The following is a 21,079-nucleotide window of genomic DNA, read 5'->3' as shown; positions in this document are numbered from 1 at the left end:
ATCTGCAAGATCTGGACAGCCGAGCCAAAACGCTTCAGGCTCAATCCAATCCACCACATGCCGGGACTGAACACCTAGCGCATCGTGCGGAAAACCGGGTCCACTTTTCGCTGACGCGGACCTTCGGTTCCGCACGATGCGCTAGGAAGGGACGTTAGAAGAAGTTCGACCTTCTGGACGTCGGTCGAACTTCTCAGATGACAAAGAGAGCTGCCGAAGAGAGCTTGGCGCCATGCCAGAGGCCATGGCCGATCCCATCAGCGATGGAACGCCCAGCCATTCAGTCGGCGGACGGACTCTCCAGCGGATGTGTTGTCAGGCTGCTGAATATATCCATTCACAAGGAGTTCAGCCTCCTGCAGGCGCGCCGCAATCAGGGTCGACCAAAAGCCGTAGCTGGTCTCACTGGTGGAGCGGGTCTTGTGCTGCGCGAGTTTAGCTGATCTGCGTTGTAGGTTAGCCAGCGAATGGCGAAGAAGAGCAATGATCGTCAAGGAACGGACTCCTAACTGGAATTCTGGTGGTCCTTGAGCGTTTCCTGTAGGTGATATAGTTATCTGCTTGGCACTTCAAAATAGTGAAAGCTGCATGTTCGTTATGCCACCAGTACATGGATGCATGAACGCTCGTCAGTTCCTCTCATTCAAGCGCTCTCTGATAGACCTATTATTGCGTTTCTCCGTTCAACGTCATGCTAAAGCATCGGACGTGAAAAGTGGAATCCACTTTTGGGATTGATCCGATGCTCCCTCCATAGAGCAGCGCATCGTTGAAAGCGGAACCGGAGGTCCGCGTCCGCGAAAACCGGGGCCACTTTTCGCTGACGCCGAGCTTCGGTTCCGCACGATGCTCTAAAGCAAATCGGGGACCGCAGGCCTCAGGCTACGGTCCCCGCAAACTCACGAATGGCTCGCAGGTCGCGGCCTACGAGGCACGTGCCGGTGCCGTATAGAGATCGGCAAACTGCTCCCGCAGGACGTTCTTCTGCACCTTGCCCATGGTGTTGCGCGGCAGCTCATCGACGAACACGACCCGCTTCGGCAGCTTGAACTTCGCCAGACGACCTTCGAGCGCCGCCAGGATCGTCTTCTCGTCGACGGGCGCCTCCTTCGAGCGGACCACGACGGCTGTGACGCCCTCGCCGAAGTCCTTGTGCGGCACGCCGATCACCGCACTCTCGAACACGCCCGGGATGGCGTCGATCTCGTCCTCGATCTCCTTCGGGTAGACGTTGAAGCCGCCGGTGATCACCAGATCCTTGCCGCGCCCGAGGATGTGCACATAGCCGCGCTCGTCGATCTTGCCGAGGTCGCCCGTGATGAAGAAGCCGTCCGGACGGAACTCGGCGGCGGTCTTCTCCGGCATGCGCCAGTAGCCCTTGAACACGTTCGGGCCCTTCACCTCGATCATGCCGATCTCGTTGCGCGCGAGTTCCTCGCCGGTTTCCGGATTGGTGACGCGCACCGACACGCCGGGCAGCGGCAGGCCGACGGCGCCGGGCACTCTGTCTCCGTCATACGGGTTCGAGGTGTTCATGTTCGTCTCGGTCATGCCGTAGCGCTCGAGGATGGCATGGCCCGTGCGGGCGCTCCACTCGCGATGGGTCTCGGCCAGCAGAGGCGCGGAGCCCGACACGAACAGGCGCATCCCGGCCGTCGCCTCCCTGGTGAGGCCCGGATGCTGCAGCAGGCGCACATAGAAGGTCGGCACCCCCATCAGGGCGGTGGCGCGGGACATCAGCCCGAGGATCTCATCCGCATCGAACTTCGGCAGGAAGATCATCGATGCGCCCGAGAACAGGGTCACGTTGCTCGCCACGAAGAGCCCGTGGGTGTGATAGATCGGCAGGGCATGGATCAGCACGTCGTCCGCCGTGAAGCGCCAGACCTCCTTCAGGGTCAGGGCGTTGGAGACGAGATTGTCATGGGTCAGCATGGCGCCCTTCGAGCGGCCGGTCGTGCCCGAGGTGTAGAGGATCGCGGCCAGGTCATCGCCGGCCCTCTGCACCGTCTCGAATGTCTCCGACGCCTTTGATGCAGCCTCCATGAGGGAGCCCTGCCCTTTGGCATCGAGCGTTTCGACACTGGCCCCGACCTTCGCGGCCAGGGGCTCGATCCCAGTGCGGTTGCCCGGATCGCAGACAACCAGGGCGGGCTCGGCATCGCCGATGAAGTACTCCAGCTCGGCCAGCGTGTAGGCGGTGTTGAGCGGCAGATAGACGGCGCCCGCCCGGACAGTGGCAAGGTACAGCACGAGAGCCGGCACCGACTTCTCGACCTGCACGGCGACCCGGTCGCCGGGCTTGACCCCGCGGGCGACGAGCACATTGGCCAGCCGACCGGACAGCGCGATCAGGTCGGCATAGCCGACCGTCTCGCCGGCAGGCGTCGTGATCGCTGTTTTCGCAGGGTCGGCAATCGAGCGTTCGAGCCGGTCAAACAGGTTTGCATTCATGATCAGGGCTCCAAATCGGGGGTCGAGCATGGACCCCGCAAAGGCATTGTGGGGTGTTGCGGTCATGGGGCAGGCACTAGGTCACGGGAGGGAAGATCAGTCCGCAAGGCCTTGCGGACCACGGGCGAAGCAACAACCACGCCCTTCTCGGCAAAGGCCTCATGGTTCTTCTCGATCTCGTCGAGCGCATAGAGGTAGTTCACCATCAAGCCGTGCGACTGCTTCAGGCCCTTCGAAGAGACGTCCCCGAGGAAGTTCAACCGCTCGAGCCGTGCCCCGTTGCCGAGATGGAACCGGGCCACCGGATCCACGGGACGGCCCTTAGCGTCCCTTGCCTTCAGGAAGTAGTAGGCCGCAGCCGAGAGGAGGACGGCGCGGACGCTTTCACCTTTCTCCGGATCATCTTTCCAGCCGGGATCATCCAGGGTCATCAGCACCTCCTTCGCCTCGGCATCCAGGCAGGCTGATTCCTCTGTCTTGCGCTCATGTTCCAGCCAGCGTGCGAAGCCCGGAACGGGTGAGAGCGTCACGAACGTCTTCAAGTTGGGCAGCTCGCGCTTGAGGTTCTCGACAACCTGCTTGATGAGGAAGTTGCCGAAGGACACCCCGCCGAGGCCCTTCTGCGTGTTGGAGATCGAGTAGAATACCGCTGTCGTTGCCTCGGTCGCAGCGATCGGCGTGCGTGACAGATCGAGCAGCGGACCGATCGCGCCAGGGATGTCCTTGGTCAGCGCCACCTCGACGAAGATCAGCGGCTCGTCGACGAGCTGCGGATGGAAGAAGCCATAGCAGCGGCGATCCTCGGGCTGGAGGCGGTTGCGCAGATCGTCCCAGTTCTGGATCGCATGCACCGCCTCATAGCGGATGATCTTCTCCAGAATGTTGGCCGGCGTGGTCCAGTCGATCGGCCGCAGCACCAGAAACCCCCGATTGAACCAGGACGAGAACAGATGAATGAAGTCCGCGTCGACGCGCTTCAACTCTGGATGGCTGGGAAGATACCCGAGGAGTTCCTCGCGCATTCGCACCAGAGCGGCAGTCCCGCCGGGCGCGAGGTTCAGGCGCCTGATCAATTCCTGGCGCCGCGGCTCGGCTGCGGCATGCAGGCTCTCAAGAGCATCCGCTCCCTGATCCTGGCGGACCGCTTCGATCGCAAGCTCGATCTTTCGTCGATCAGGCCCAAAGCGATCGGCCAATGCCTGGAGGAACGCAAGGCGGTCCGCGCTCGCGGAGGCACCGTAACTCGCCAACAGAGTTTGCGCGAGCGCCACTCCCGAGGCTTCACCCCTGCGCGAGAGCAGCAACTCGCCCACGGTCGGGAGAGCGTCTTTGGCAACGATCTCCCGCCCTCCTTTCTGCCCGAGCAGGGAGCGCCCCCGCTCGGTTAACGTGTCAATGAGGTCGCTGAGGAATGCAGGCGCTGCCTCCAGGCCGACCATTGATCGTGTAAGCTTCACGTTCCTCTCCTTCATCAACGACAGACGATTGGCATCAAAGCACGACGAACAGAGCCCAGACGACGATCGGAGCGACCAGCGTGACAATGGCGCCGTAGGCCATGAGCTTGCGGAAGAAGGCGTCGCGGTCGACGCCCTGGGCATTGGCCAGGACGAGAGCGCCGTTCGTGGAGAAGGGGCTCACATCGACGATGGTCGAAGCAACAGCCATGGCGGCAATGAATCCGATCGGGCTGACGCCGGTACCTGATTGCAGGAACGGAACGGCGAGTGGAATCAGAGAACCAAGGACCGCCGTTGAGGACGCGAAGGCTGAGACGACAGCCCCGATGAAGCACAGAAGAAGGGCCGCAAGCATCGGAGAAGCCAAACCCGCCACGCTGTCGCCGACAAACGAGATGGTTCCCATCTTCTCGAGTACGACGACGTAAGTGCTCACACCGGTGATCAGCATGATCTCGGGCCAGGAAACCTGCCCCATGGCACGCTTCTGCAGGTTCGGCGCGATCAGCGACAGACCAAGGCCGATGGTGATCGCCACGAAGCCGATATCGAGATTGAAGGCAAGCGTGAGGACCGCCAGCAGAATGATCCCGCCCAAAGTCAACAACCGGTACCAATGCGGGCTTTCAGCCGACCTATCAGCGCTTTCGTCACCACTGGCCAGCGCATCGTCGCGCCGGTCGCTTAGCATCCTCTCTTCTGTCAGAGCCTCGGACTCGGCGTCGCCGTAGACCTGAGGGCCTGCCTGCGGGACCGCTATGGCAACGTGCGGAACAGCCAGAGCCAAGTTGCCAGCCGTGCCCGCAACAGCCGCAGGTGCTACAGGGGCCGGTGCAGGCGCGGCGGCCGTAGCACCCTGGCTGACTTGGCCCGCCGACACGTCGGCCCTGGCCTGAAGGAGCCTGCGCCCGCCGAGAGCGAAGAAGAGCAGAACGGCGACGGCCAAGTTGACGCCGAAGCTCGCAAGAAAGGTCACGATCTCGTTGAGCGGCAGGCCGGCTTTCGCCACGACCCGGTTTGTGATGCCGCCGTAGATGCTGATCGGCGAGAAGCCGCCGGCCTGAGCACCATGGATGACCATCAGGCCCATCAGCAACGGATTGATGCTATATTTGATCGCGAATCCCAATGCGATCGGCGCAATGATCGCCACCGCGCCAGGGCTGACCGCACCGACAGCCGTCAGTACGGCTGAAATGCCGAACATGATCCATGGGATGGCGACAATCCGCCCCCGCACGGCTCTGACCGCCAGACGAACGAGCCAGTCAATAGTTCCGTTGTTCTGAGCAATGGCGAAGAGAAAGGTGATCCCGACCAGGGTCAGGAACAAGCCGCCAGGAAATCCACCGATGATGGCGCTGGTGGTTTGGCCAGCGACGAGGGTTCCGACCAGGAAAGCGCCGACGAATGCCAGCACCCCCATATTGATCGGCAGAATCGTGGCGACCACGAACATGGCGATGAGTGCGTAGATCGAGATCAGCTGTGGTGACATGACACCGGTTCCTCCGTTTCCTCCTCTGCGTCGGGCGGACGAGCAGCTTCGGGCCAACTCGCGGGGATTGCGCAGGCGGATCCCTCATTTTCCTTTGCATGAGAGACTGCGCCAGCATGCATTATATGTCAACGCTCTTGTATACAAGAAATGTCTTGTAAGATTATATGCTTGGGGCTTAGGATGCACGCGAAGGGATATGCGAGATGAGACGTGCTCAAGCCCTAAGGGATGCTCTCGAGCAGGATATTATTACCGGTAAGTTTCGTCCTGGAGATCGGCTGGATGAGCAGAGCTTAGCGGCCCGGTTCGAGGTTTCGCGCACTCCGATACGGGAGGCCCTGATGCAACTCGCCTCGTCCGGATTGGTGGAGTTGCAGCCCCGGCGAGGTGCATTCGTGGCCTCACTTAGCTTCAAGGATGTCGTCGAGCGGTTCGAGGTTATGGCCGCTCTTGAAGGCATGTGTGGCGCCTTGGCAGCTCGCCGGATCACCGAGCCGGTGCAGCGGGAGCTTGAGAAAGCTCATGAGGATTGCGTTCGCGAAGCCTCGCAGGAGAACGCAGATGCGTATTACTACGCAAACGAGCGCTTCCACCATGTCATCTACAAGGCTTGTCAGAACGCATTTCTGGCGGAGCAGGCCCAGCAGCTTCATGCCCGTCTCAAGCCGTATCGCAGGCTTCAGCTGCGAGCGCGCAGCCGGGTGGCGAATTCACTCGCGGAGCACCAGGGCATCGTTGATGCCATCCGTGCAGGAGATAGCGACCAGGCGGAGCGGCTCCTCCGGGAGCACATCCTGATTCAGGGAGAACGTCTCGCCGACTTCATTGCGAGTTTCGATCGCGCGGCCTAGCGCATCGTGCGGAACCGAAGGTCCGCGTCAGCGAAAAGTGGCCCCGGTTTTCTGCACCAAACGATGCGATGCTCTAGCCTCAGGCTAGACTGTAGAGGATTCTGGAAGGATTGGGCAGCCGCGGAGTGTTGCGCACGAAACCTGACGAGGACGCGAAGGATGTCTCCTGACCTGCTTTCCCGCCGCACCATTGTCTTCGTCAACATCGCGCATGCGCTCGATCACTTTGTTCTTCTGATCTACCCGACAGCCGTGATCGCAATCGCGGCAGAGCGGCAACTGTCCTATGCCACCCTCATTGGTCTTTCGACCGGCGCCTTCGTGGCCTTCGGCCTGTTCTCATTGCCGATGGGTTGGCTTGCAGATCGTATAGGACGGCGCAATCTTCTCGCACTCTTCTTCGGCGGATGTGGAGTTGCGTGCCTGGGGCTGTCGACGGCGAACTCGCCCCTTGTGTTCAGCCTCTGGCTGTTTGTCCTCGGAGTGTTCTCGGCGATATATCATCCCATCGGCTCGACAATGTTGGTGACCCATACCCGTCATCTTGGGCGGGACCTCGGAGTGAACGGGGTGTGGGGAAACCTCGGCGCGGCTTTCGCCTCTGGGATCACCGCTCTTCTGGCGGCGAGCTTCGGCTGGCGCGCCGCCTTCATCCTGCCTGGGCTTGTTTGCCTTGTTGCCGGCGTCGCGTTTACCAAGCTCGTGCCCGGCGACGGCGATACTCAAGGCAAGCCGGGCAGTGCCAATTCGATCATTTCGGCTGGTCGTCCGATGACGCTCTTTCTGCTGTTTGCCATAGCAATCGTAGCAGGCGGAATGACGTTCAACATGACTACGATCGCCCTCCCCAAGATCATCGACGAGCGCGCAGGATCCAGCCTACCGCTTGTCCTGACCGGATCGCTCGCGACTGTCGTGTTCGTATTCGGGGCTCTGACGCAACTGCTCATGGGGCGCCTCATCGATCGATTGACGCTGCCGAGGATCTTTGTCGGATTGTCGATCCTGCAGCCCCTCGGGCTCGGCCTCGCAGCTCTGACGACCGGGATGCCGATGCTCGGCGGCTTGGCTCTCGCCATGGCGGCGATCTATGGGCAGGTCGTCGTGAACGACGCAATGGTCGCTCGATATGTTCCGGCCCATTACAGAGCCAGAGCATTCAGCTTGCGCTATTTCCTCGGGTTCACAACGAGCGGTCTGGCCGTGCCGCTCATCGCACTTCTCCACGGGAGGAGCGGATTCACCCTTGTACTGAGCGCGGCAAGTCTGTTCGGGGCCGTGATTTTCCTCTGCTCGATTGGGTTTTTTCTGGCGGCTCAGGTCTTACCCACCAGGTCACCGAAGCTATCTGCGGAATGATGCCCATCAGTGGGGCGAAGGCCCGGGCGAGCAGTGGAGGGCATCCTAACGGGTTTTATTATTGGCCACCAGTAACGAATACGCCAAGGCCCCCGCCGAAACGGGATTTGGCGAGGAGGACGCAATGGCTCTCTCGACATGTCGGAGTACATGGAACGTCATGCGGTGGCTCGGCTCATTGGCGCGCCTCCCGGTTACGTCGGGTACTGGCGCATCGTGTGGAAAAGTGGACCCGGTTTTCCGCCTGAACGATGCGCTAGCGTTCGGGCGACAGGCAAGGAGTATCAGGTGTGGGATAGCGACCTCCCCGCCTTCGCCGTCCGGGTCGAAGCCTCCGGGGCCACAAACTAGGCTGTGCGTGGCGGATCGCGGCATTCGGATGTTCGTGCAGGAAGTGCCGCAGCGTCGAGACGAGCTGCCGAGCATGAGGAACATCGTGCAGTCGAACGGCCGCGCGAATGTCATCCATCAGCATGTCCCGGATTTTTTGGCACCCGTGCTGGCTCTGGAGCAGGTAATTGCCAAGCACAGCCGCTGTGGCCTGGGAGACATGCTCGTGCTCGGCCACAACTTGGACTTCCTCAGGCGTGAGATCGCAGAAGCCGATCAAGTCTTCAAGGGAGATCATAGGCGCCTTCCGCCACAACGAAGCGCCTCTCAGTTGTACCTGATCAGGTGCGGTCTTCAATCTCAGGCTTGCGGCATAGCTGCTTGTTTTGCGGGCTGACTGCACGTTCTGCAAGCATCTGTGCGGCGCCCTATCAGCGCACAACGGCTTTGACCGACGCCGCGACTGTCACGGGTTGTGCTCCTGTGGGTCAGCCCACCGCTTGAGGCTCACATCGCGGGAGTACGGGAGGGCTGCTTGTGGCGGATAGCGCTTCAACAATCGCCTCGTCACCCAGGACGATCTCCCGTCCCAAGTGGGACGTACAGGTACGGCGAGTGCAAGGCCGCTCAGGAACGAGGTTCGTTGCCCTCCACCTGAACATGCACTGTATCTCGCTCCTCGCCAGAGCGCGGAAAGTCAGCGTCCGGCGGAGGTCAAGCCTCATAGTCCTGTAGCGGTACGCCAGAAGCGCAAGTCTTGCTGACATGCCCGGGTCCAAAGCGATTGAGTATTAAGTCTGGATGAAAATCGCTCCGACACTTTTTGCTAACACAAGTTTAATACTTAACAGCAAAATAATGGTATTATTAGTCGAGATCTTGTCCTGCATTGGGCAGTGACAGCCAGTTGCTTGAGGCCAGAATGGGCCAGGAACAATTTGAGGCGGCACGGAACCTTGGCTTCGAAATCAGGAACCCGCAGCGTTTCGCGCACAATATGGCACGACTGGGTGAGGAAGCGGGCAAGGCGGCCGCAATCTTTCTACAGCCCCATGCGGTCAATCCGACGCATTTTACCCTGTATGATGATCTCGCTCCGGCCTTCAGAACACTGACTCAACTCCAACGAGCCTGGGTGCAGCAGCCCTACAAAGTCTTGGACGCCCAGGTTGCGCTCTGGAACAATTGTTTTGAATTGTGGCACTCCTCGATGCGCCGGCTGATGGGACTGGAGACCGGGGAAGCAAGGCCACTTGCCGTCTCGCTTGCCCAAGATCCCCGGTTTCAGCATCCCGCCTGGTCAGAAAACCCCTATTTCGATCTGCTACGACAATCGTACCTGATCACCTCCCACTGGGCCGAATCCCTGGTCAATACGGTCGAAGGTCTCGATCCACACACCCGGAACAAGGCCCGGTTCTATATGACGCAACTCGTCAACGCGGTCGCACCATCAAACTGGGTGTTCACGAACCCGGAGCTGCTGCACGAGACCTTCGCGTCCGATGGAGAGAATTTGGTGCGAGGCATGCAGCTCCTCGCCGAAGACATCGAGCGCGGGAGCGGTCGCCTCAAGATTCGGCACACCGATGCGACCAAGTTCGAGGTCGGCAAGAACCTGGCGATCACCCCCGGCAAGGTCATCTATCAGAACGCCGTGATGCAGCTCATCCAGTACGAGGCCACGACCGAGCAGGTCCTGAAGCGTCCGCTGCTGATCGTGCCGCCCTGGATCAACAAGTACTACATCCTCGATCTCGGCCCTGAAAAGTCGTTCGTCAAATGGGCGGTGGACCAGGGCCAAACGGTTTTCATGATCTCCTGGGTGAACCCCGGCAAGGAACTCGCCAACAAGTCCTTCGAGGACTACATGCACGAGGGCATCCTGGAGGCGCTGAGCGCAGTCCAGCAAGCCACCGGCGAGCGAGCGATCCATGCGCTCGGCTACTGCGTCGGCGGAACCCTGCTTGCAGCCACGCTGGCCTATTTGGCCGCGACACAGGACAGGCGGGTCAAGAGTGCCACCTTCCTCACCACCCAGGTGGATTTCAGCCATGCCGGTGATTTGAAAGTCTTCATGGACGAAGAACAGGTTGCCGCCATCGAGAGGGACATGGCCCGGCACGGGTATTTCGACAGTCACAGGATGACGACTGCCTTCAACCTGCTGCGCTCGAATGATCTGATCTGGCCGTACGTCGTCGACGTTTACATGAAAGGCAAGACTCCGCTGCCTTTGGATCTGCTGTACTGGAACTCGGATTCAACCCGTATCCCGGCAGCCAACCACCGTTTCTATCTGCGGCACTGCTACATCAACAATGATCTCTCGCAGAGGCGCATCCAGATGGGTGGCGTCACCCTTGATCTCTCGAAGGTCAAAATACCGATCTACCACTTGGCGGCTCGGGAGGACCATATCGCACCAGCGCGGTCTGTGTTCTTAGGTGCACAGTTCCTTGGTGGTCCTGTCCGGTTTGTCGTTGCCGGCTCGGGTCATATCGCCGGAGTTGTGAACCCGCCGGCGCGCAACCGGTATCGATACTGGACTGGTGGACCACCTGCGGGAGAGCTCGAGACCTGGCTCGAAGCCGCGCAGGAACAACCGGGCTCCTGGTGGCCCGACTGGCAGGCCTGGAGCGAGTCGCAGGACAGGAGGCTCATCCCGGCCCGGGAAATCGGCGGGGGCAAGCTCACCCCCCTCGAGGATGCGCCGGGCAGCTATGTCCGGGTGAAGAGCTGAGCACAGGGGAACAGGTTATCGCCGCTGATGCTATCGGCATCGTAGCCCGAACTGCCGTTGGCTGGTCTCGATTGCCACTGAACTTTCTTCAAGGACTCGACCCGCATGTTCCTGAGGCATCGTTCGAGAGCCGCAAATGTGCGATGCCATAGGGCCGAACGCCCATGAATAAGCGAAACCACGGCCAGAGAATATGGTAGGGCCAACCCAGCCGCTCCATAACCGGATAGGTGTCAATCACGCGCCAGCGCGGCTCGCCGAGCGAAAGCTCCTCCGGGCCTGCCAGACCCCATTTGAACTCGGCCCCGAGCCGGCATAGAGACGCGTTCAGCCAAGCCTGTCCCACCATCTGGGCACAATAATAGTCGTAGGCAAACTCGGTCGGGCCACCCGTTTGCACCTCCGCGAGATCTCGCGCCAACTGAAGAACCTGAACGCGCTCGAGATACATCAACAGACCCTCGGCCACCACAAAAGTCGGGCCTTGCAGAGTTCCAAGACTGGAGGTCCAGCCTGCTTCGGTGACTGAGGCGATCACGAGGCGCCTGCGCGGATGGGGCGGGAAGAGGGTGCGTCGCAACTCCGCGACCTTGGGAAGGTCGACATCCACCCAATGGAGCTGACCGTTGTCAAGCCGCTCGAACTGGGTCGACAGACCGGACCCGAGGCTAAGCACTTGAGCTTCGGGGTGCTGCCTGAGAAAGTTGCGCAAGAGCTGATCGAACACCAGGCTGCGCTCGACTAAGCCGCGCAGCATCTCTCGATCAGCTTCGAACGGAGTGAGGTCGTAAGCGAGGCGCGTGGCGATTGCTTCGGCAGCCGGATCAGCAAAGCCTCGGTTGGGAAAGAGCCGGCGGGCGAGCGCACGTGCAGCAAAGGGAATGAGCAAGGTCTGCTCGACGCAGCCCAGACCCGCAACACGGCCTCCAGCGTTCCGGCGGACGGTCAACACTGCGCCCGCTCTTTCAATAGTGGTGAGGCCTGCGCCTGAGGAAACCTCGCTGTCTCGGCGAATGCCTTTCTGGCATTCGCGCGATCCTGGAAACTTGGATGCTGCACTGGCATTGCTTTGGCCTTTTGCGGAGCGAGGCAGGCACGAGTGTCGTCCTCGCCGCCTGAACGTGAGGTCCCGGACCATCGGTGATGAGGTCCACCGGATCGGGGGTGCGGCCCACCCAGTTCGGAGATGCCCATCAGAGCAGTCCGCCTTGGATCAACGCGCCGTCGCCCAGCGAATGATGCCGACAACGCGCTTGCCGTTCTTTCAAGAGGGGCAAGCGCCCGACCTGGATATATTCCGCCGGCTCGGATACACGGGTGCCTGCTCGTGAGCTATGGTACGCCGATCACCTTCCCGCTACAATCCGCCGGCGACTGCCTACCTTTGATTGGGAGGAGCCGTCACGCAGGCAAATGCGCACCTCGCCTGTGTACCGGTGGAAAACGCACCTTGTGCTCCATAGGAAGGTGGTACTCACAGGTGACCATGGGTGTACGACCGACATCTCCTCCGGGTCAGACTGGGAAGTCCCCTGCCCTTCACGAACGTCCGCTTAGGCTGTTAGCTGCCCTCAGCCCAAGGTCTCAAATGTGCCAGCCGCAAATGTCTGTTGTGCACGCGACTCCAAGACTGCCTAGCGCATCGGGCGGGAAAGTGGACCCGGTTATTCGCGGACGCGGACCTTCGGTTCCCTATCAACGATGCGCTGCTCTATAGAAGGGAGCATTGGGTCAAGCCCAAAAGTGCAAGTCCACTTTTCACGTCCGAGGCTCTAGAATACGTGTGCCGAAGTCACAGGCGTTTCCCCTTCGAAGCTGGTTTTCGTGCAGTTGCGGCCATCCGCCTTGGCAGCGTACAGGGCGTGGTCCGCTCGCTGGAGAATAGAGACACGATCATCGCGCGGTAGCGCCTCAGTGACCCCTGCACTGAAGGTGTAAGGCAGCTCAAGGCCGCCGGCCCCGAGCCTGGTCGGGGGAAGCCCCTTCCGAATTCGTTCAACGATCAGTACCGCGTCGGCGAGCCTGACTTCCGGCAGAATCAGCAGGAACTCCTCGCCACCCATCCGGCCCAAATGATCCTGACCCCGCACCCTCTCTCGACAAACCCGGGCGAAATGTGCGAGGACGGCGTCGCCAGCATCATGTCCGTAGGTGTCGTTGATTGCCTTGAACCCGTCGATATCGATGATGACGACGCATAGGCTTGAAACTGTCCCTTTCGAAGTGAGCGCCTCATCGAGCAATTCGAAGATGTGGCGGCGGTTCGGCAGGCCGGTGAGTTGGTCGGTGCGCGCGGCCACAAGGGCCTCCTCATGCGCCATGCGCAAGGTTTTCTCGTTGTGCTTCAGCGCCGTGATGTCGGTGCCAACGGACAGAACCCAGCCATTTGGAAGGATGGTGTGATCCATCCAGAACCACCGGCCGTCGACAAGATCGGTCTCGAATGCCTTTCGAGGCACGCTTCTGCGCCGCGGCAGCGTTCTGGCAATAAAGGCCTCCACATCATGATCGTCGATCCTCACGCCCAACCCGTGCTTGGCCGCATTCCGCAGGATCTCAGTGAAGGTGTAGGGCCCCTCATAGCCTCCTAAAAACATGCCTTGGTAGGTCTTGTTGGCGTACCGGAGACGATCCTCTGCGTCGTAGAGAGATACCGCTTGGCCGCTTTCGGTCAGAGCCTCCACCAAGGCTTGAAGAGTCTCGTCACCGAGATCTGGAACGAACTTAGTCATCACGAACCGGAGTAGGATCAGGAGGAAGCGCTAGAGCCACCAGGAAGGCGGGAGTGTAAACGATTACACGAGCCAGAGGAACTCTCCTGCTCGGACTAAAATGGTTCTAGACACATGGGCTGATATCGGAACAAGCCTGCGGGCAATCCCTCCTTTCGCTCTCGCTGGGAACGACGAGGCCATGCAGGCTACGATGTCAGATCTGCGTGACACCCTCGACGTACAGGCCGAGCACTTGAGGAAGTCTGGCATGGGTAAAGAGCACATGGCCGAGTGGCAATGCGTTGTCATGGAGACCTCACAGACTCGCCTGGCGGCATTCGATCACATCTAAGAGGTTCTCACCAGACGCTCCGATGACTAGCGCATCGTGCGGAGCCGGAGGTCCGCGTCAGCGACCCGAAGGGCCACGCCAGCGAAAAGGGAACCCGGTTTTCCGCATCCGACGATGCGCTCCTCCATAAAATGAGCATCGGACGGATCCCAAACGTGCAAGTCCACTTTTCTCGTCCGAGACTCCAGGCCGCGAGGGGTCGGAGCGCACGGGGCAAGGATCGGGATTCTTCTATCTCGCTGGCCCTTTGACGGCCTTCGAAAACGGAAACGTCGTCACAGAACGCGCATGGAATGAAATAATCGCGCGATTTGGTGTGATCCGAAGTGAATGACTTTATCATCCTTGGGCAAGCCGACCATGTCAGCTTGCCTTTGAATGAGCGGAGTTCCCGAATTCAGCTAAGGGCGGCTCCGGATAAAGGCGAACCACCCGCCCTTCTCAAAGGGTCCTGTTAACGCCTGAAAGCTGTTCTGGAGGCGCCTCAGGAATGTACAAGAGGCAGACATTCGGCTGCTCTACGCTCGGGCGCAGATCGAGTGCCGTCCGGATGCTGAAGTCAATTAGATCTGGGGTCGGCGAAAGCGTTCTGGCATCTGCGGGTTATTTGCGGGGTTTGTGTCATGGCGCGACATCCGGGTGATGGATGTGCCATCCACCAAGGGTTGCAGATCGGTCTCAAGAGCGTCCGCCTCCTCATTCGAGTATACTTCCCGGCCCTTAATGTGGAGGGTAAATACCTTGATATGTTTTGCCCGCTTCACAGCATCCTCGATCGTAGCCTTCGTCCACTCATAAAGCGGATAACCTTCGATCCCCTGAGCCTCCGCTTCCGCGACATAGTCTGCAAAGGCATCAAGCTGGCATTTCATGGTCGCATCGTGCTTCTCCAGGACCTCGTGCAGTGGCGCGAGCGCCGGCGTGTCCGGGTCGCGCCGTGCGGCCTCGGCAAGCTCATCCGCAAGATAGAGTCGCAATTGGTACTGCCACCGATCACTCATGCTTCCACTCCATGAGGTTTGTCAGGCGAAACGACCTTGCAGCAGATTCTAGCACCTTTCTTCAAGATCGGCGGCAACCAACATCAGCGACGGTAAAAAACCGGAAGAAGAGCCGCGAGGTACAAGCCAGAATCGCGCCACTGAGGAGCCACATGAAGTACCGCTAGAGCATCGTGCGGAACCGAAGGTCCTTATCAGCGATCCAAAGGGCCACGCCAGTGACCCGAAGGGCCGCGTCAGCGAAAAGCGGATCTGGTTTTCCGCAACGAACGATGCACTACTCACAGACAATGAGCATCGATCCCAAAAGCGGATTCCACCTTTGGGTCCGACGCTCTAGAACTCACTCGTGACAAACCTTCGCACATGACATCGAGGGACCCACACTGATCATCAGGGCTGGGACTCTCCTGGAGTGCTCTCGTTCGGGGACAACAGGACTGACCGGCGTTTCGATCGCTCGGCTGCTTCTTCGGCACACTTCTCCAGATGAGCCGCCTTATTGATCACCTGAAGATTGGGCGCACCCCAGAAGGCGAGCAACTCCGGCCAGGAACGTGAACGATGGTCGGACCAGACGGCAAACAGCGGAACGCGGTGGTCTACCTCGGCAGTCCGAAGCAGGCGACGTCCGGTCGCAGCACATCTTCGTTTCTGGCGCAGTTTCAGCACCCTGAGATAATCAGTTGGTCCGGTCCAAAATTGCCAGGCAGCAACACAGGCGGCATGCCAAGCGGCATTCCTGTTGGGCTTGCCGTCTCCCCAGAGATCACGGTGCCAGCCGAGCCGGTAGACAGGCTGCCCACAGACGCAGCAACGGCCCGGCCCACGCGCAAAGGCGGCCTCTCTGTAGGGTGCAGGCGGCGTGCGGAAAGATAGGGGCAAGCCGGAGCCATTATCAGTTCCGAGACGCCACTGCCACCCTGCAGGCTGTCCGCTTTTGGCAGCGAGCGCTCGCGCCAGCCGGTCAGCCAAGAGCGGATGGTGCCGCCAATACGACTCGACTGCTCTGCGCTGTGTCGGTGGGATCAGCGGCTGCCGGAGAGCATGCGACAGAACGCAAGAGGGAAAGGACTCGGAGAGGCATCTCTCGAGTCGGCCGCGCGCCTTCTGGTTTTTCTCGTCTCGCCAAGTGGACATCCTGGAGCGCCGTCTGATGTGAATCGATCTCAGTGCTGTACCGACAATGCCCAGCGAGGTGAACTGCGCAGGATGGCCTCACGCTTCGCAGCCTTGGTCAGCCCTTAACCTTATGGCCACCAGTCTCGCCTTACGGTTCCCAGCATTCATCAAAGCTATGACTTAATGACTGCCGAAAGGGTGGGACTGAATGCAGGGACAGGCCGATCTGTTTCTTGGATTGGGCGAGACGGCGGCGCCGATCCGGAAGCCCGTCACCTCCGACAGCCAGGTAAAGCCGCAGGGACAAAAGCGGACCTTTCGCCTGGACCCTGCCAACTTTGAGACGGCAGCCGACGCCTTGGAAGCCAGCGGGCGGTACCGCGTTCTGCGCCGCCTTCTGCCTCGTTCCGTGGTCACGTCCCGCATGGCAGTCCCGGGCGAAAGGCTCGCCGTCATCGTGGATACCGAAACCACCGGTCTCGACCACACCCGGGACGAGGTCATCGAGATCGGCATGGTGGCGTTCTCGTATGACGAGGATGGCCGCATCGGTGATGTCGTGGGCACCTTCAATGCCTTGCGCGAACCCTCAGTCCCGATCACGCCCGAAGTCACGCGTCTGACCGGGATCACGCCCGACATGGTGACCGGACAGACGATCGATTTGGATGCCGTCGAGGCGTTCATCCGGCCCGCCCATCTGGTAATCGCCCACAATGCCCGCTTTGATCGCCCCTTCTGCGAGCGCTTGGCGCAGGGCTTTGCCCTGAAGGCATGGGCCTGCTCGCATGCCGAGGTATCCTGGTCGGATTTCGGCTTCGAGGGTTCGAAACTCGGCTACCTTCTGTCCCAGTGCGGCTGGTTTCATCAGGGACATCGTGCCGTCGAGGACTGCCATGCCCTTCTGGAGGTGCTGGCGTCTCCCCTCCCGGATGATGCGGGCTATGCCATGTCCCACCTGCTGACCTCGGCCCGCAAGACCCTGCTGCGGGTCTGGGCGGAAGGCTCTCCTTTTGAGATGAAGGATGCGCTCAAGAAGCGGGGCTACCGCTGGAACGACGGCAAGGACGGCCGCCTGAGATGCTGGTTCATCGACGTGGCCGAGGATGCCTATGAGGCGGAGCTAAAGTTTCTTCGGCAGGAGATCTACCGCCGGGACGTGGAGCCGTACACTCAGAGGTTTACGGCTTTTGAACGATTCCGGGCGACTTCGTAATCTTCATCACGTCATGAAAATATTCGTGGAGCCTGTCGCTGCACATCTCGTGGGGCTGCTCCAACGCGACGAGCGCCCTTTGTGCACGACGAGCGAGCGGCCGCCTCAGCAAGGTCAGGCGGTGAGACGTGCATCGGCTCGGAAGTGGTTTGAAACTCAACTCGCGACTCCGCACACCTCGCGAAACTCTTCGATGTGCAGCCGCAAATCATCGACCCGGGCTTCGGTATTGAGGGAATATCGCTAATCGCCAGCAGGGTCGAAGCATGGGCGGAAATGGAGATAGGGCACGCACCATTGCTTTCGGCGCGTATCTCTCAGCAGGCGATCTGGGCCCCTGTCATGTGTACGGGCGTGATGGGTCTGACGTCTTGTCCGGCGACGGTACAGGTAAGGCGTGCCTCGGACCGACATTGAGGGCCCTTCGGGGGACCGGCTCTTGGCCCTACGGCAAATTGAACAGTAATTTCTCCCGGGGCCGTCTCAAGGAAGCCTTGGACCGACGACAACCAAGTCTCGGCAACGAGGTCTTCGGTGGCGCGTGCTTCGTCCAGAGCATGCTCAATGCAGGCTGCGGCGGCATCTTTTGGCTGGAGCGGCTCCGGCAGAACCGGCTGCGTGATCGCTGCTGTCGCTTCGACATCAGACACCTGAACTGGCGCGGATGTTTGAAGGTCGGTGACCTCCGGATCATCACGTAACCCGTAGACCACCGCAAGCGCCAGAATGGCAAAGACAGCGGCTTGGACCGGAATGCGCTTCAACTTGCGAAGCAGCGGATCTCGACTGGAGAGCACGGCCCCGTACGCATAGACGAAGGTGGCAATGAGGGTAAGGAGGAGGATGACTCGAAGCATGATGGATCGTGCCCGCGGGATATCGTGCGACGTGACTGACTGATCGGGGAACTCCCTAAGCCTAGCGTGGGATCCATGAGACCGCATGCGGCAAGCTCTGCTTGTTGCGCTCACGGTTAACGATGTTCTAACAAACCCGTACCGCCCGTGAGCGATGCGCCTATACTCACCTGTGCCTTGGACGTCCCGCAAGTACGAGCATCTGCTTGTTCAGAGAGGTTGTGGCATGAAGAGGTTGGTGACGGAAACCGGTGCTGTAACCACCGCCCAAATGGATGGATACATCATCGAAGAACGGCTGCTCGATCGGATCATGATCCAGATCAGCGACAAGGGTGGCGGGCACCTGGAGGTCTCCTTTCAAGAAGGGGATCTGCGCTACCTGTCCCAGTTCTCCGCTGCCCAGCAGGCCCAATGGCTGGATGAGGCGATGCTTCATGCCGAAGCGGGAGGCGCTCTGGAAACACTCGATGGTGAACCCGCCTGGATCACGGATACGGCGCCCGCGCCGCAAAAACCCTGCATCAAGGCGATGCGGCCTGCTCGACAGGGTATCGAGTTGCCGCCCGAGTTGGAGTTCCTGAGGCGTACCTGATTGAAGCTTTCGACATGATGCGAAATGGGGCGCATCGTGCTGACATTGCGCGGCATTGTTGCTCGGATGGAGCGACGCTTCATCAAGGAGCGGCAGCGATATGGCATTGAGAAAGCTAAAGCCAAAGGAATTTATCGTGGCGGCAAGTGCCGATCAGACCGCGACGAGATCACGGGCTTCCACGAGCAGCGCAAAGGTCCAGCGGCCATTGCAAGGGCTGCCGACTGATCGCGGATGCAGGTCTACCGCATACTCGGCAACAAGAAAGTCGCTCAATTCGTCGTTGGGTAATGCCAGCTACTTCGGGGCTGAACATGAATTACCCGTTAAAGCCGCTAAAATGGCGAGTACGATTAGCATGGAAGTCAGTGAAACGGCTACAAATGCCGCCTGAATCCCTATGAACTGGGCCAACGATCCGAGCGCGAGCGGAAAGACCAAAAGAGCAACACCGCCAACTACCGTTGATCTCGAAATAAATGCCTCGAACTCGCCGTCTAGTCGCACCGATGCCAATGCCAGATTGGTCGGAAAAAGACATCCGGATATAAGGCCGATGGCAGGAAATAACACGAGGAACATGTCAAAGGACGGCGCCGCGATGATTGCCACGATCAGCGCTAGCGCAGCGACTGCGTAGTATCTGTAGGCGACAATAGGACTCAACGCTCTTAGAGCGAAAATGGTGATGAGCCTTCCGATTATCGTCATGAAAAGATATGCCGACACTAACCGACGCTTCGAGCGAGAATCTCGTTTGGGCGTAATAACTGCCCCAGAAACCGAAAGACCACTCAAAGCAACTATTGACGGCGACCAGAGCTAGCAATTTCCATGCCGTTGCAGATAGTCGAGTGGCGAAGAAACCGTCACGTTTTGTCGGCGCAAACGGTCGCGTACTTTTGAAACTACCGCAAGCATAGAACAAACCAGCAACGACGACGAAAGCTGCGGGAAGTCCCAAACCATAAATGGGACGGAGCGGTACTGCGAGGAGATAACCAAGCCAGAGCGGAAAAACGAATACTCCTAAACTCACCCATAGATATGCCTCAGCAAAAGTTGACGAGTGCGATTCTGTCTTCGCGTGATTGATCCTCACCTGCATCGTCACATGCAGGAGTCCGGCGAAAAGCCCTAGGCAGAATGAAGATACCAACGTGATGCCAAGAGAGTAGAACGAGAGGAAGCCCCACATCGCTGCTGTGATGCCGAGAGCCGACCATACCTCTATACTCAACACAGTTGGCGACGCGGAGACAGGTCTTCGTCTGATGAACCTTGCAAATGGTCCCGATAATATGCGCCCGATTGCATACGCGAAAAAATGCGTACTGATTTCAAAATCAGAAGGGTGAATGGAACGTTCTAGGAGCGGCACACCCGCTCCCAAGAATGACTGAGCCATCCCAAACAATATCAACGGAACAAAGAGGTGAGCCGTGTTTGAGTAATGAAGCCTCAATCTTTGAATACGTTCAAGTCAGTTGTTCGCACGCGGTGCCGTCCCTTATGTCCGTTGCACTTGAACTGTTTCGTTAGCACGAGAACGCTTCTGTTCCTGATTTTCCGAGACGATCAACAGCAACGAAAGCGGACAAAGGTTTTAGGGCCTCTGCCACTGACTGAGCGATGGACAGGTCTAAAGCAAGAGCTGCCATCACGCCTCCTTGGGGGCGCGGGCCGCTCGGCCGCGCGTATACCGAGCCGTGCTCCTCCGCAGTTTGTATCATCTTCGAAACGGGATCGTTATCAATATTAACCAAATGCCTTATGGCTTCGGTAGAGAAGCGCGAGAGAGCCTTCAACGCTGTGAGATCGCGATCAATCAAAGCATGAAAGATTTTAGTCGGGACTGATCTATTGAGATCCTTATATACAGCTATCCGGCTCTCATTGATCTGGCTCCTTCTGATCAGATCCCCTGAAATGTCATCATACCCTGTTCGCCCTCCGGGACTGGCAACGACTACATAGTAGTCCATCGCTTCCGGCGCTCCCGTGATAGTACGAGGGTACTCTTTGTACGCCGCAAAATCGAGGAGGCGTACGCCTCCGAGCGTGACGATTATTTGATCCTGAGTTCCGCATCCTGTTGCGACGCGATCACGCTCGGCCTTATAGGCAATATCAGTTGCGGTATAGGAGTCGCTCCTGACAGCATGATGCTTTAGCAACGACGAAGCAAGTGCCACGCATACGGCTGCCGATGAAGACGGGCCGCCTGACGTCGGTATCGTGCTTTGATGCTAGAGCGCCGATCAATGATGGAGCATGCATCAGATCACCCACGATGGCCGCAGGGAGATGCGTGATAAGATCAACTACAGAAAAGCGAATTGTTGGATCAATGGCGCGTATCGCCCACGCCTCACGTTTGTAGCGTTGGCGAATTTGATGGGGCAGTTCTTGATGCACATGAGCGACTTCGGCCCAAGCATCATAGAGTAAGCGGGGCAGTTTGGGGGGCGAGGGATTCCTCCGGACCGGCTTTCGTGATTCACTTCATGCATGACGGTGCCGC

The 21,079-nt window shown here is 59.4% G+C and carries 18 protein-coding genes and 1 pseudogene; 8 read left to right on the top strand and 11 right to left on the bottom strand.

All coding sequences use genetic code 11. The features are described 5' to 3' along the window. Positions 1-257 precede the first annotated feature (257 nt). From DC522_RS34410 to DC522_RS27040, 4 genes are all read right to left on the bottom strand, one after another. Positions 258-494, bottom strand: coding sequence for a hypothetical protein (locus DC522_RS34410; protein ID WP_133239383.1), 237 nt, complete (start codon positions 492-494; stop codon positions 258-260). Positions 495-924: 430 nt separating this feature from the next. After that, complete coding sequence (locus DC522_RS27050; protein ID WP_116531667.1) at positions 925-2,454, bottom strand: malonyl-CoA synthase; 1,530 nt, start codon at positions 2,452-2,454, stop codon at positions 925-927. A gap of 62 nt (positions 2,455-2,516) precedes the next feature. Continuing rightward, complete coding sequence (locus DC522_RS27045; protein ID WP_116531666.1) at positions 2,517-3,893, bottom strand: malonyl-CoA decarboxylase; 1,377 nt, start codon at positions 3,891-3,893, stop codon at positions 2,517-2,519. A gap of 52 nt (positions 3,894-3,945) precedes the next feature. After that, positions 3,946-5,412: an SLC13 family permease gene (locus tag DC522_RS27040; protein ID WP_116531665.1), complete on the bottom strand. Its 1,467-nt coding sequence runs from the start codon at positions 5,410-5,412 to the stop codon at positions 3,946-3,948. 206 nt (positions 5,413-5,618) lie between these two features. Here DC522_RS27040 and DC522_RS27035 point away from each other — a divergent pair, with 206 nt between their 5' ends. The 5 genes and pseudogenes from DC522_RS27035 to phaC all read left to right on the top strand — a co-directional run bounded on the left by DC522_RS27035 (position 5,619) and on the right by phaC (position 10,698). Further along, positions 5,619-6,266 (top strand): GntR family transcriptional regulator, encoded by a 648-nt coding sequence (locus DC522_RS27035; protein WP_116531664.1) that lies wholly within the window; start codon positions 5,619-5,621, stop codon positions 6,264-6,266. Between the two features lie 159 nt (positions 6,267-6,425). Next, on the top strand, positions 6,426-7,625 hold the full coding sequence (locus DC522_RS27030; RefSeq protein WP_116531663.1) for an MFS transporter: 1,200 nt from the start codon (positions 6,426-6,428) through the stop codon (positions 7,623-7,625). A gap of 132 nt (positions 7,626-7,757) precedes the next feature. Next, positions 7,758-7,832: pseudogene (locus DC522_RS37485) on the top strand (AAA family ATPase); the annotation flags it as partial. Between the two features lie 217 nt (positions 7,833-8,049). Continuing rightward, positions 8,050-8,352, top strand: coding sequence for a hypothetical protein (locus DC522_RS35065; protein ID WP_165820330.1), 303 nt, complete (start codon positions 8,050-8,052; stop codon positions 8,350-8,352). A 525-nt stretch (positions 8,353-8,877) separates the two neighbouring features. Beyond that, on the top strand, positions 8,878-10,698 hold the full coding sequence (gene phaC / locus DC522_RS27015; protein WP_116531661.1) for a class I poly(R)-hydroxyalkanoic acid synthase: 1,821 nt from the start codon (positions 8,878-8,880) through the stop codon (positions 10,696-10,698). A gap of 88 nt (positions 10,699-10,786) precedes the next feature. Here phaC and DC522_RS27010 read toward each other — a convergent pair whose 3' ends face one another. From DC522_RS27010 to DC522_RS36325, 4 genes are all read right to left on the bottom strand, one after another. After that, positions 10,787-11,650, bottom strand: a complete 864-nt coding sequence (locus tag DC522_RS27010; protein WP_165820329.1) for a class I SAM-dependent methyltransferase — start codon at positions 11,648-11,650, stop codon at positions 10,787-10,789. An 820-nt stretch (positions 11,651-12,470) separates the two neighbouring features. Further along, a complete protein-coding gene (locus DC522_RS27005) occupies positions 12,471-13,430 on the bottom strand; it encodes a sensor domain-containing diguanylate cyclase (RefSeq protein ID WP_116531659.1) in 960 nt (319 codons plus the stop codon). Positions 13,431-14,327: 897 nt separating this feature from the next. Continuing rightward, complete coding sequence (locus DC522_RS26995) at positions 14,328-14,765, bottom strand: hypothetical protein (protein ID WP_116531657.1); 438 nt, start codon at positions 14,763-14,765, stop codon at positions 14,328-14,330. Positions 14,766-15,158: 393 nt separating this feature from the next. Then, positions 15,159-15,905 carry a hypothetical protein gene (locus DC522_RS36325; RefSeq protein WP_116531656.1) on the bottom strand — a complete coding sequence of 249 codons (747 nt, stop codon included), beginning with the start codon at positions 15,903-15,905 and terminating at the stop codon, positions 15,159-15,161. Positions 15,906-16,095: 190 nt separating this feature from the next. On the opposite strand from DC522_RS36325, the gene DC522_RS26985 reads away from it, so the two are divergent. Further along, the gene (locus DC522_RS26985; protein ID WP_116531655.1) at positions 16,096-17,103 is read left to right on the top strand and encodes a 3'-5' exonuclease; all 1,008 of its coding nucleotides are present in this window, start codon (positions 16,096-16,098) and stop codon (positions 17,101-17,103) included. A gap of 317 nt (positions 17,104-17,420) precedes the next feature. Here the strand turns inward: DC522_RS26985 and DC522_RS26980 are convergent, their stop codons facing one another. Beyond that, the gene (locus DC522_RS26980) at positions 17,421-17,960 is read right to left on the bottom strand and encodes a hypothetical protein (RefSeq protein WP_133239382.1); all 540 of its coding nucleotides are present in this window, start codon (positions 17,958-17,960) and stop codon (positions 17,421-17,423) included. 226 nt (positions 17,961-18,186) lie between these two features. Between DC522_RS26980 and DC522_RS26975 the strand changes: the two genes are divergently transcribed. Further along, positions 18,187-18,555, top strand: a complete 369-nt coding sequence (locus tag DC522_RS26975; RefSeq protein ID WP_133239381.1) for a hypothetical protein — start codon at positions 18,187-18,189, stop codon at positions 18,553-18,555. Between the two features lie 24 nt (positions 18,556-18,579). Further along, positions 18,580-18,783: a recombinase family protein gene (locus DC522_RS26970; protein ID WP_116531652.1), complete on the top strand. Its 204-nt coding sequence runs from the start codon at positions 18,580-18,582 to the stop codon at positions 18,781-18,783. A gap of 69 nt (positions 18,784-18,852) precedes the next feature. On the opposite strand, the gene DC522_RS26965 is transcribed toward DC522_RS26970, so the two are convergent. Both DC522_RS26965 and DC522_RS26960 read right to left on the bottom strand, forming a co-directional pair. Then, positions 18,853-19,266, bottom strand: coding sequence for a hypothetical protein (locus tag DC522_RS26965; RefSeq protein WP_116531651.1), 414 nt, complete (start codon positions 19,264-19,266; stop codon positions 18,853-18,855). An 827-nt stretch (positions 19,267-20,093) separates the two neighbouring features. Continuing rightward, positions 20,094-20,792, bottom strand: a complete 699-nt coding sequence (locus DC522_RS26960; RefSeq protein ID WP_256369924.1) for a hypothetical protein — start codon at positions 20,790-20,792, stop codon at positions 20,094-20,096. Positions 20,793-21,079 lie beyond the last annotated feature (287 nt).

Origin of the sequence: Microvirga sp. KLBC 81, assembly GCF_003075415.1 — a bacterium.
In the GTDB taxonomy this organism is placed as follows: domain Bacteria; phylum Pseudomonadota; class Alphaproteobacteria; order Rhizobiales; family Beijerinckiaceae; genus Microvirga.
This window is presented reverse-complemented; position numbering and strand designations above follow the sequence as displayed.

What these genes read in the sequence shown, in the direction of transcription:
- DC522_RS35065 (WP_165820330.1), top strand. Translation starts at nt 8,050, where the DNA reads ATGAGGAACATCGTGCAGTCGAACGGCCGCGCGAATGTCATCCATCAG.
- DC522_RS27040 (WP_116531665.1), bottom strand. Translation starts at nt 5,412, where the DNA reads ATGTCACCACAGCTGATCTCGATCTACGCACTCATCGCCATGTTCGTG.
- DC522_RS26975 (WP_133239381.1), top strand. Translation starts at nt 18,187, where the DNA reads ATGAAGAGGTTGGTGACGGAAACCGGTGCTGTAACCACCGCCCAAATG.
- DC522_RS26995 (WP_116531657.1), bottom strand. Translation starts at nt 14,765, where the DNA reads ATGAGTGATCGGTGGCAGTACCAATTGCGACTCTATCTTGCGGATGAG.
- DC522_RS27030 (WP_116531663.1), top strand. Translation starts at nt 6,426, where the DNA reads ATGTCTCCTGACCTGCTTTCCCGCCGCACCATTGTCTTCGTCAACATC.
- DC522_RS27045 (WP_116531666.1), bottom strand. Translation starts at nt 3,893, where the DNA reads ATGGTCGGCCTGGAGGCAGCGCCTGCATTCCTCAGCGACCTCATTGAC.
- DC522_RS27005 (WP_116531659.1), bottom strand. Translation starts at nt 13,430, where the DNA reads ATGACTAAGTTCGTTCCAGATCTCGGTGACGAGACTCTTCAAGCCTTG.
- DC522_RS26965 (WP_116531651.1), bottom strand. Translation starts at nt 19,266, where the DNA reads ATGACGATAATCGGAAGGCTCATCACCATTTTCGCTCTAAGAGCGTTG.
- DC522_RS36325 (WP_116531656.1), bottom strand. Translation starts at nt 15,905, where the DNA reads ATGTCCACTTGGCGAGACGAGAAAAACCAGAAGGCGCGCGGCCGACTC.
- DC522_RS26970 (WP_116531652.1), top strand. Translation starts at nt 18,580, where the DNA reads ATGGGGCGCATCGTGCTGACATTGCGCGGCATTGTTGCTCGGATGGAG.
- DC522_RS26985 (WP_116531655.1), top strand. Translation starts at nt 16,096, where the DNA reads ATGCAGGGACAGGCCGATCTGTTTCTTGGATTGGGCGAGACGGCGGCG.
- DC522_RS26980 (WP_133239382.1), bottom strand. Translation starts at nt 17,960, where the DNA reads ATGCTTCGAGTCATCCTCCTCCTTACCCTCATTGCCACCTTCGTCTAT.
- phaC (WP_116531661.1), top strand. Translation starts at nt 8,878, where the DNA reads ATGGGCCAGGAACAATTTGAGGCGGCACGGAACCTTGGCTTCGAAATC.
- DC522_RS27035 (WP_116531664.1), top strand. Translation starts at nt 5,619, where the DNA reads ATGAGACGTGCTCAAGCCCTAAGGGATGCTCTCGAGCAGGATATTATT.
- DC522_RS27050 (WP_116531667.1), bottom strand. Translation starts at nt 2,454, where the DNA reads ATGAATGCAAACCTGTTTGACCGGCTCGAACGCTCGATTGCCGACCCT.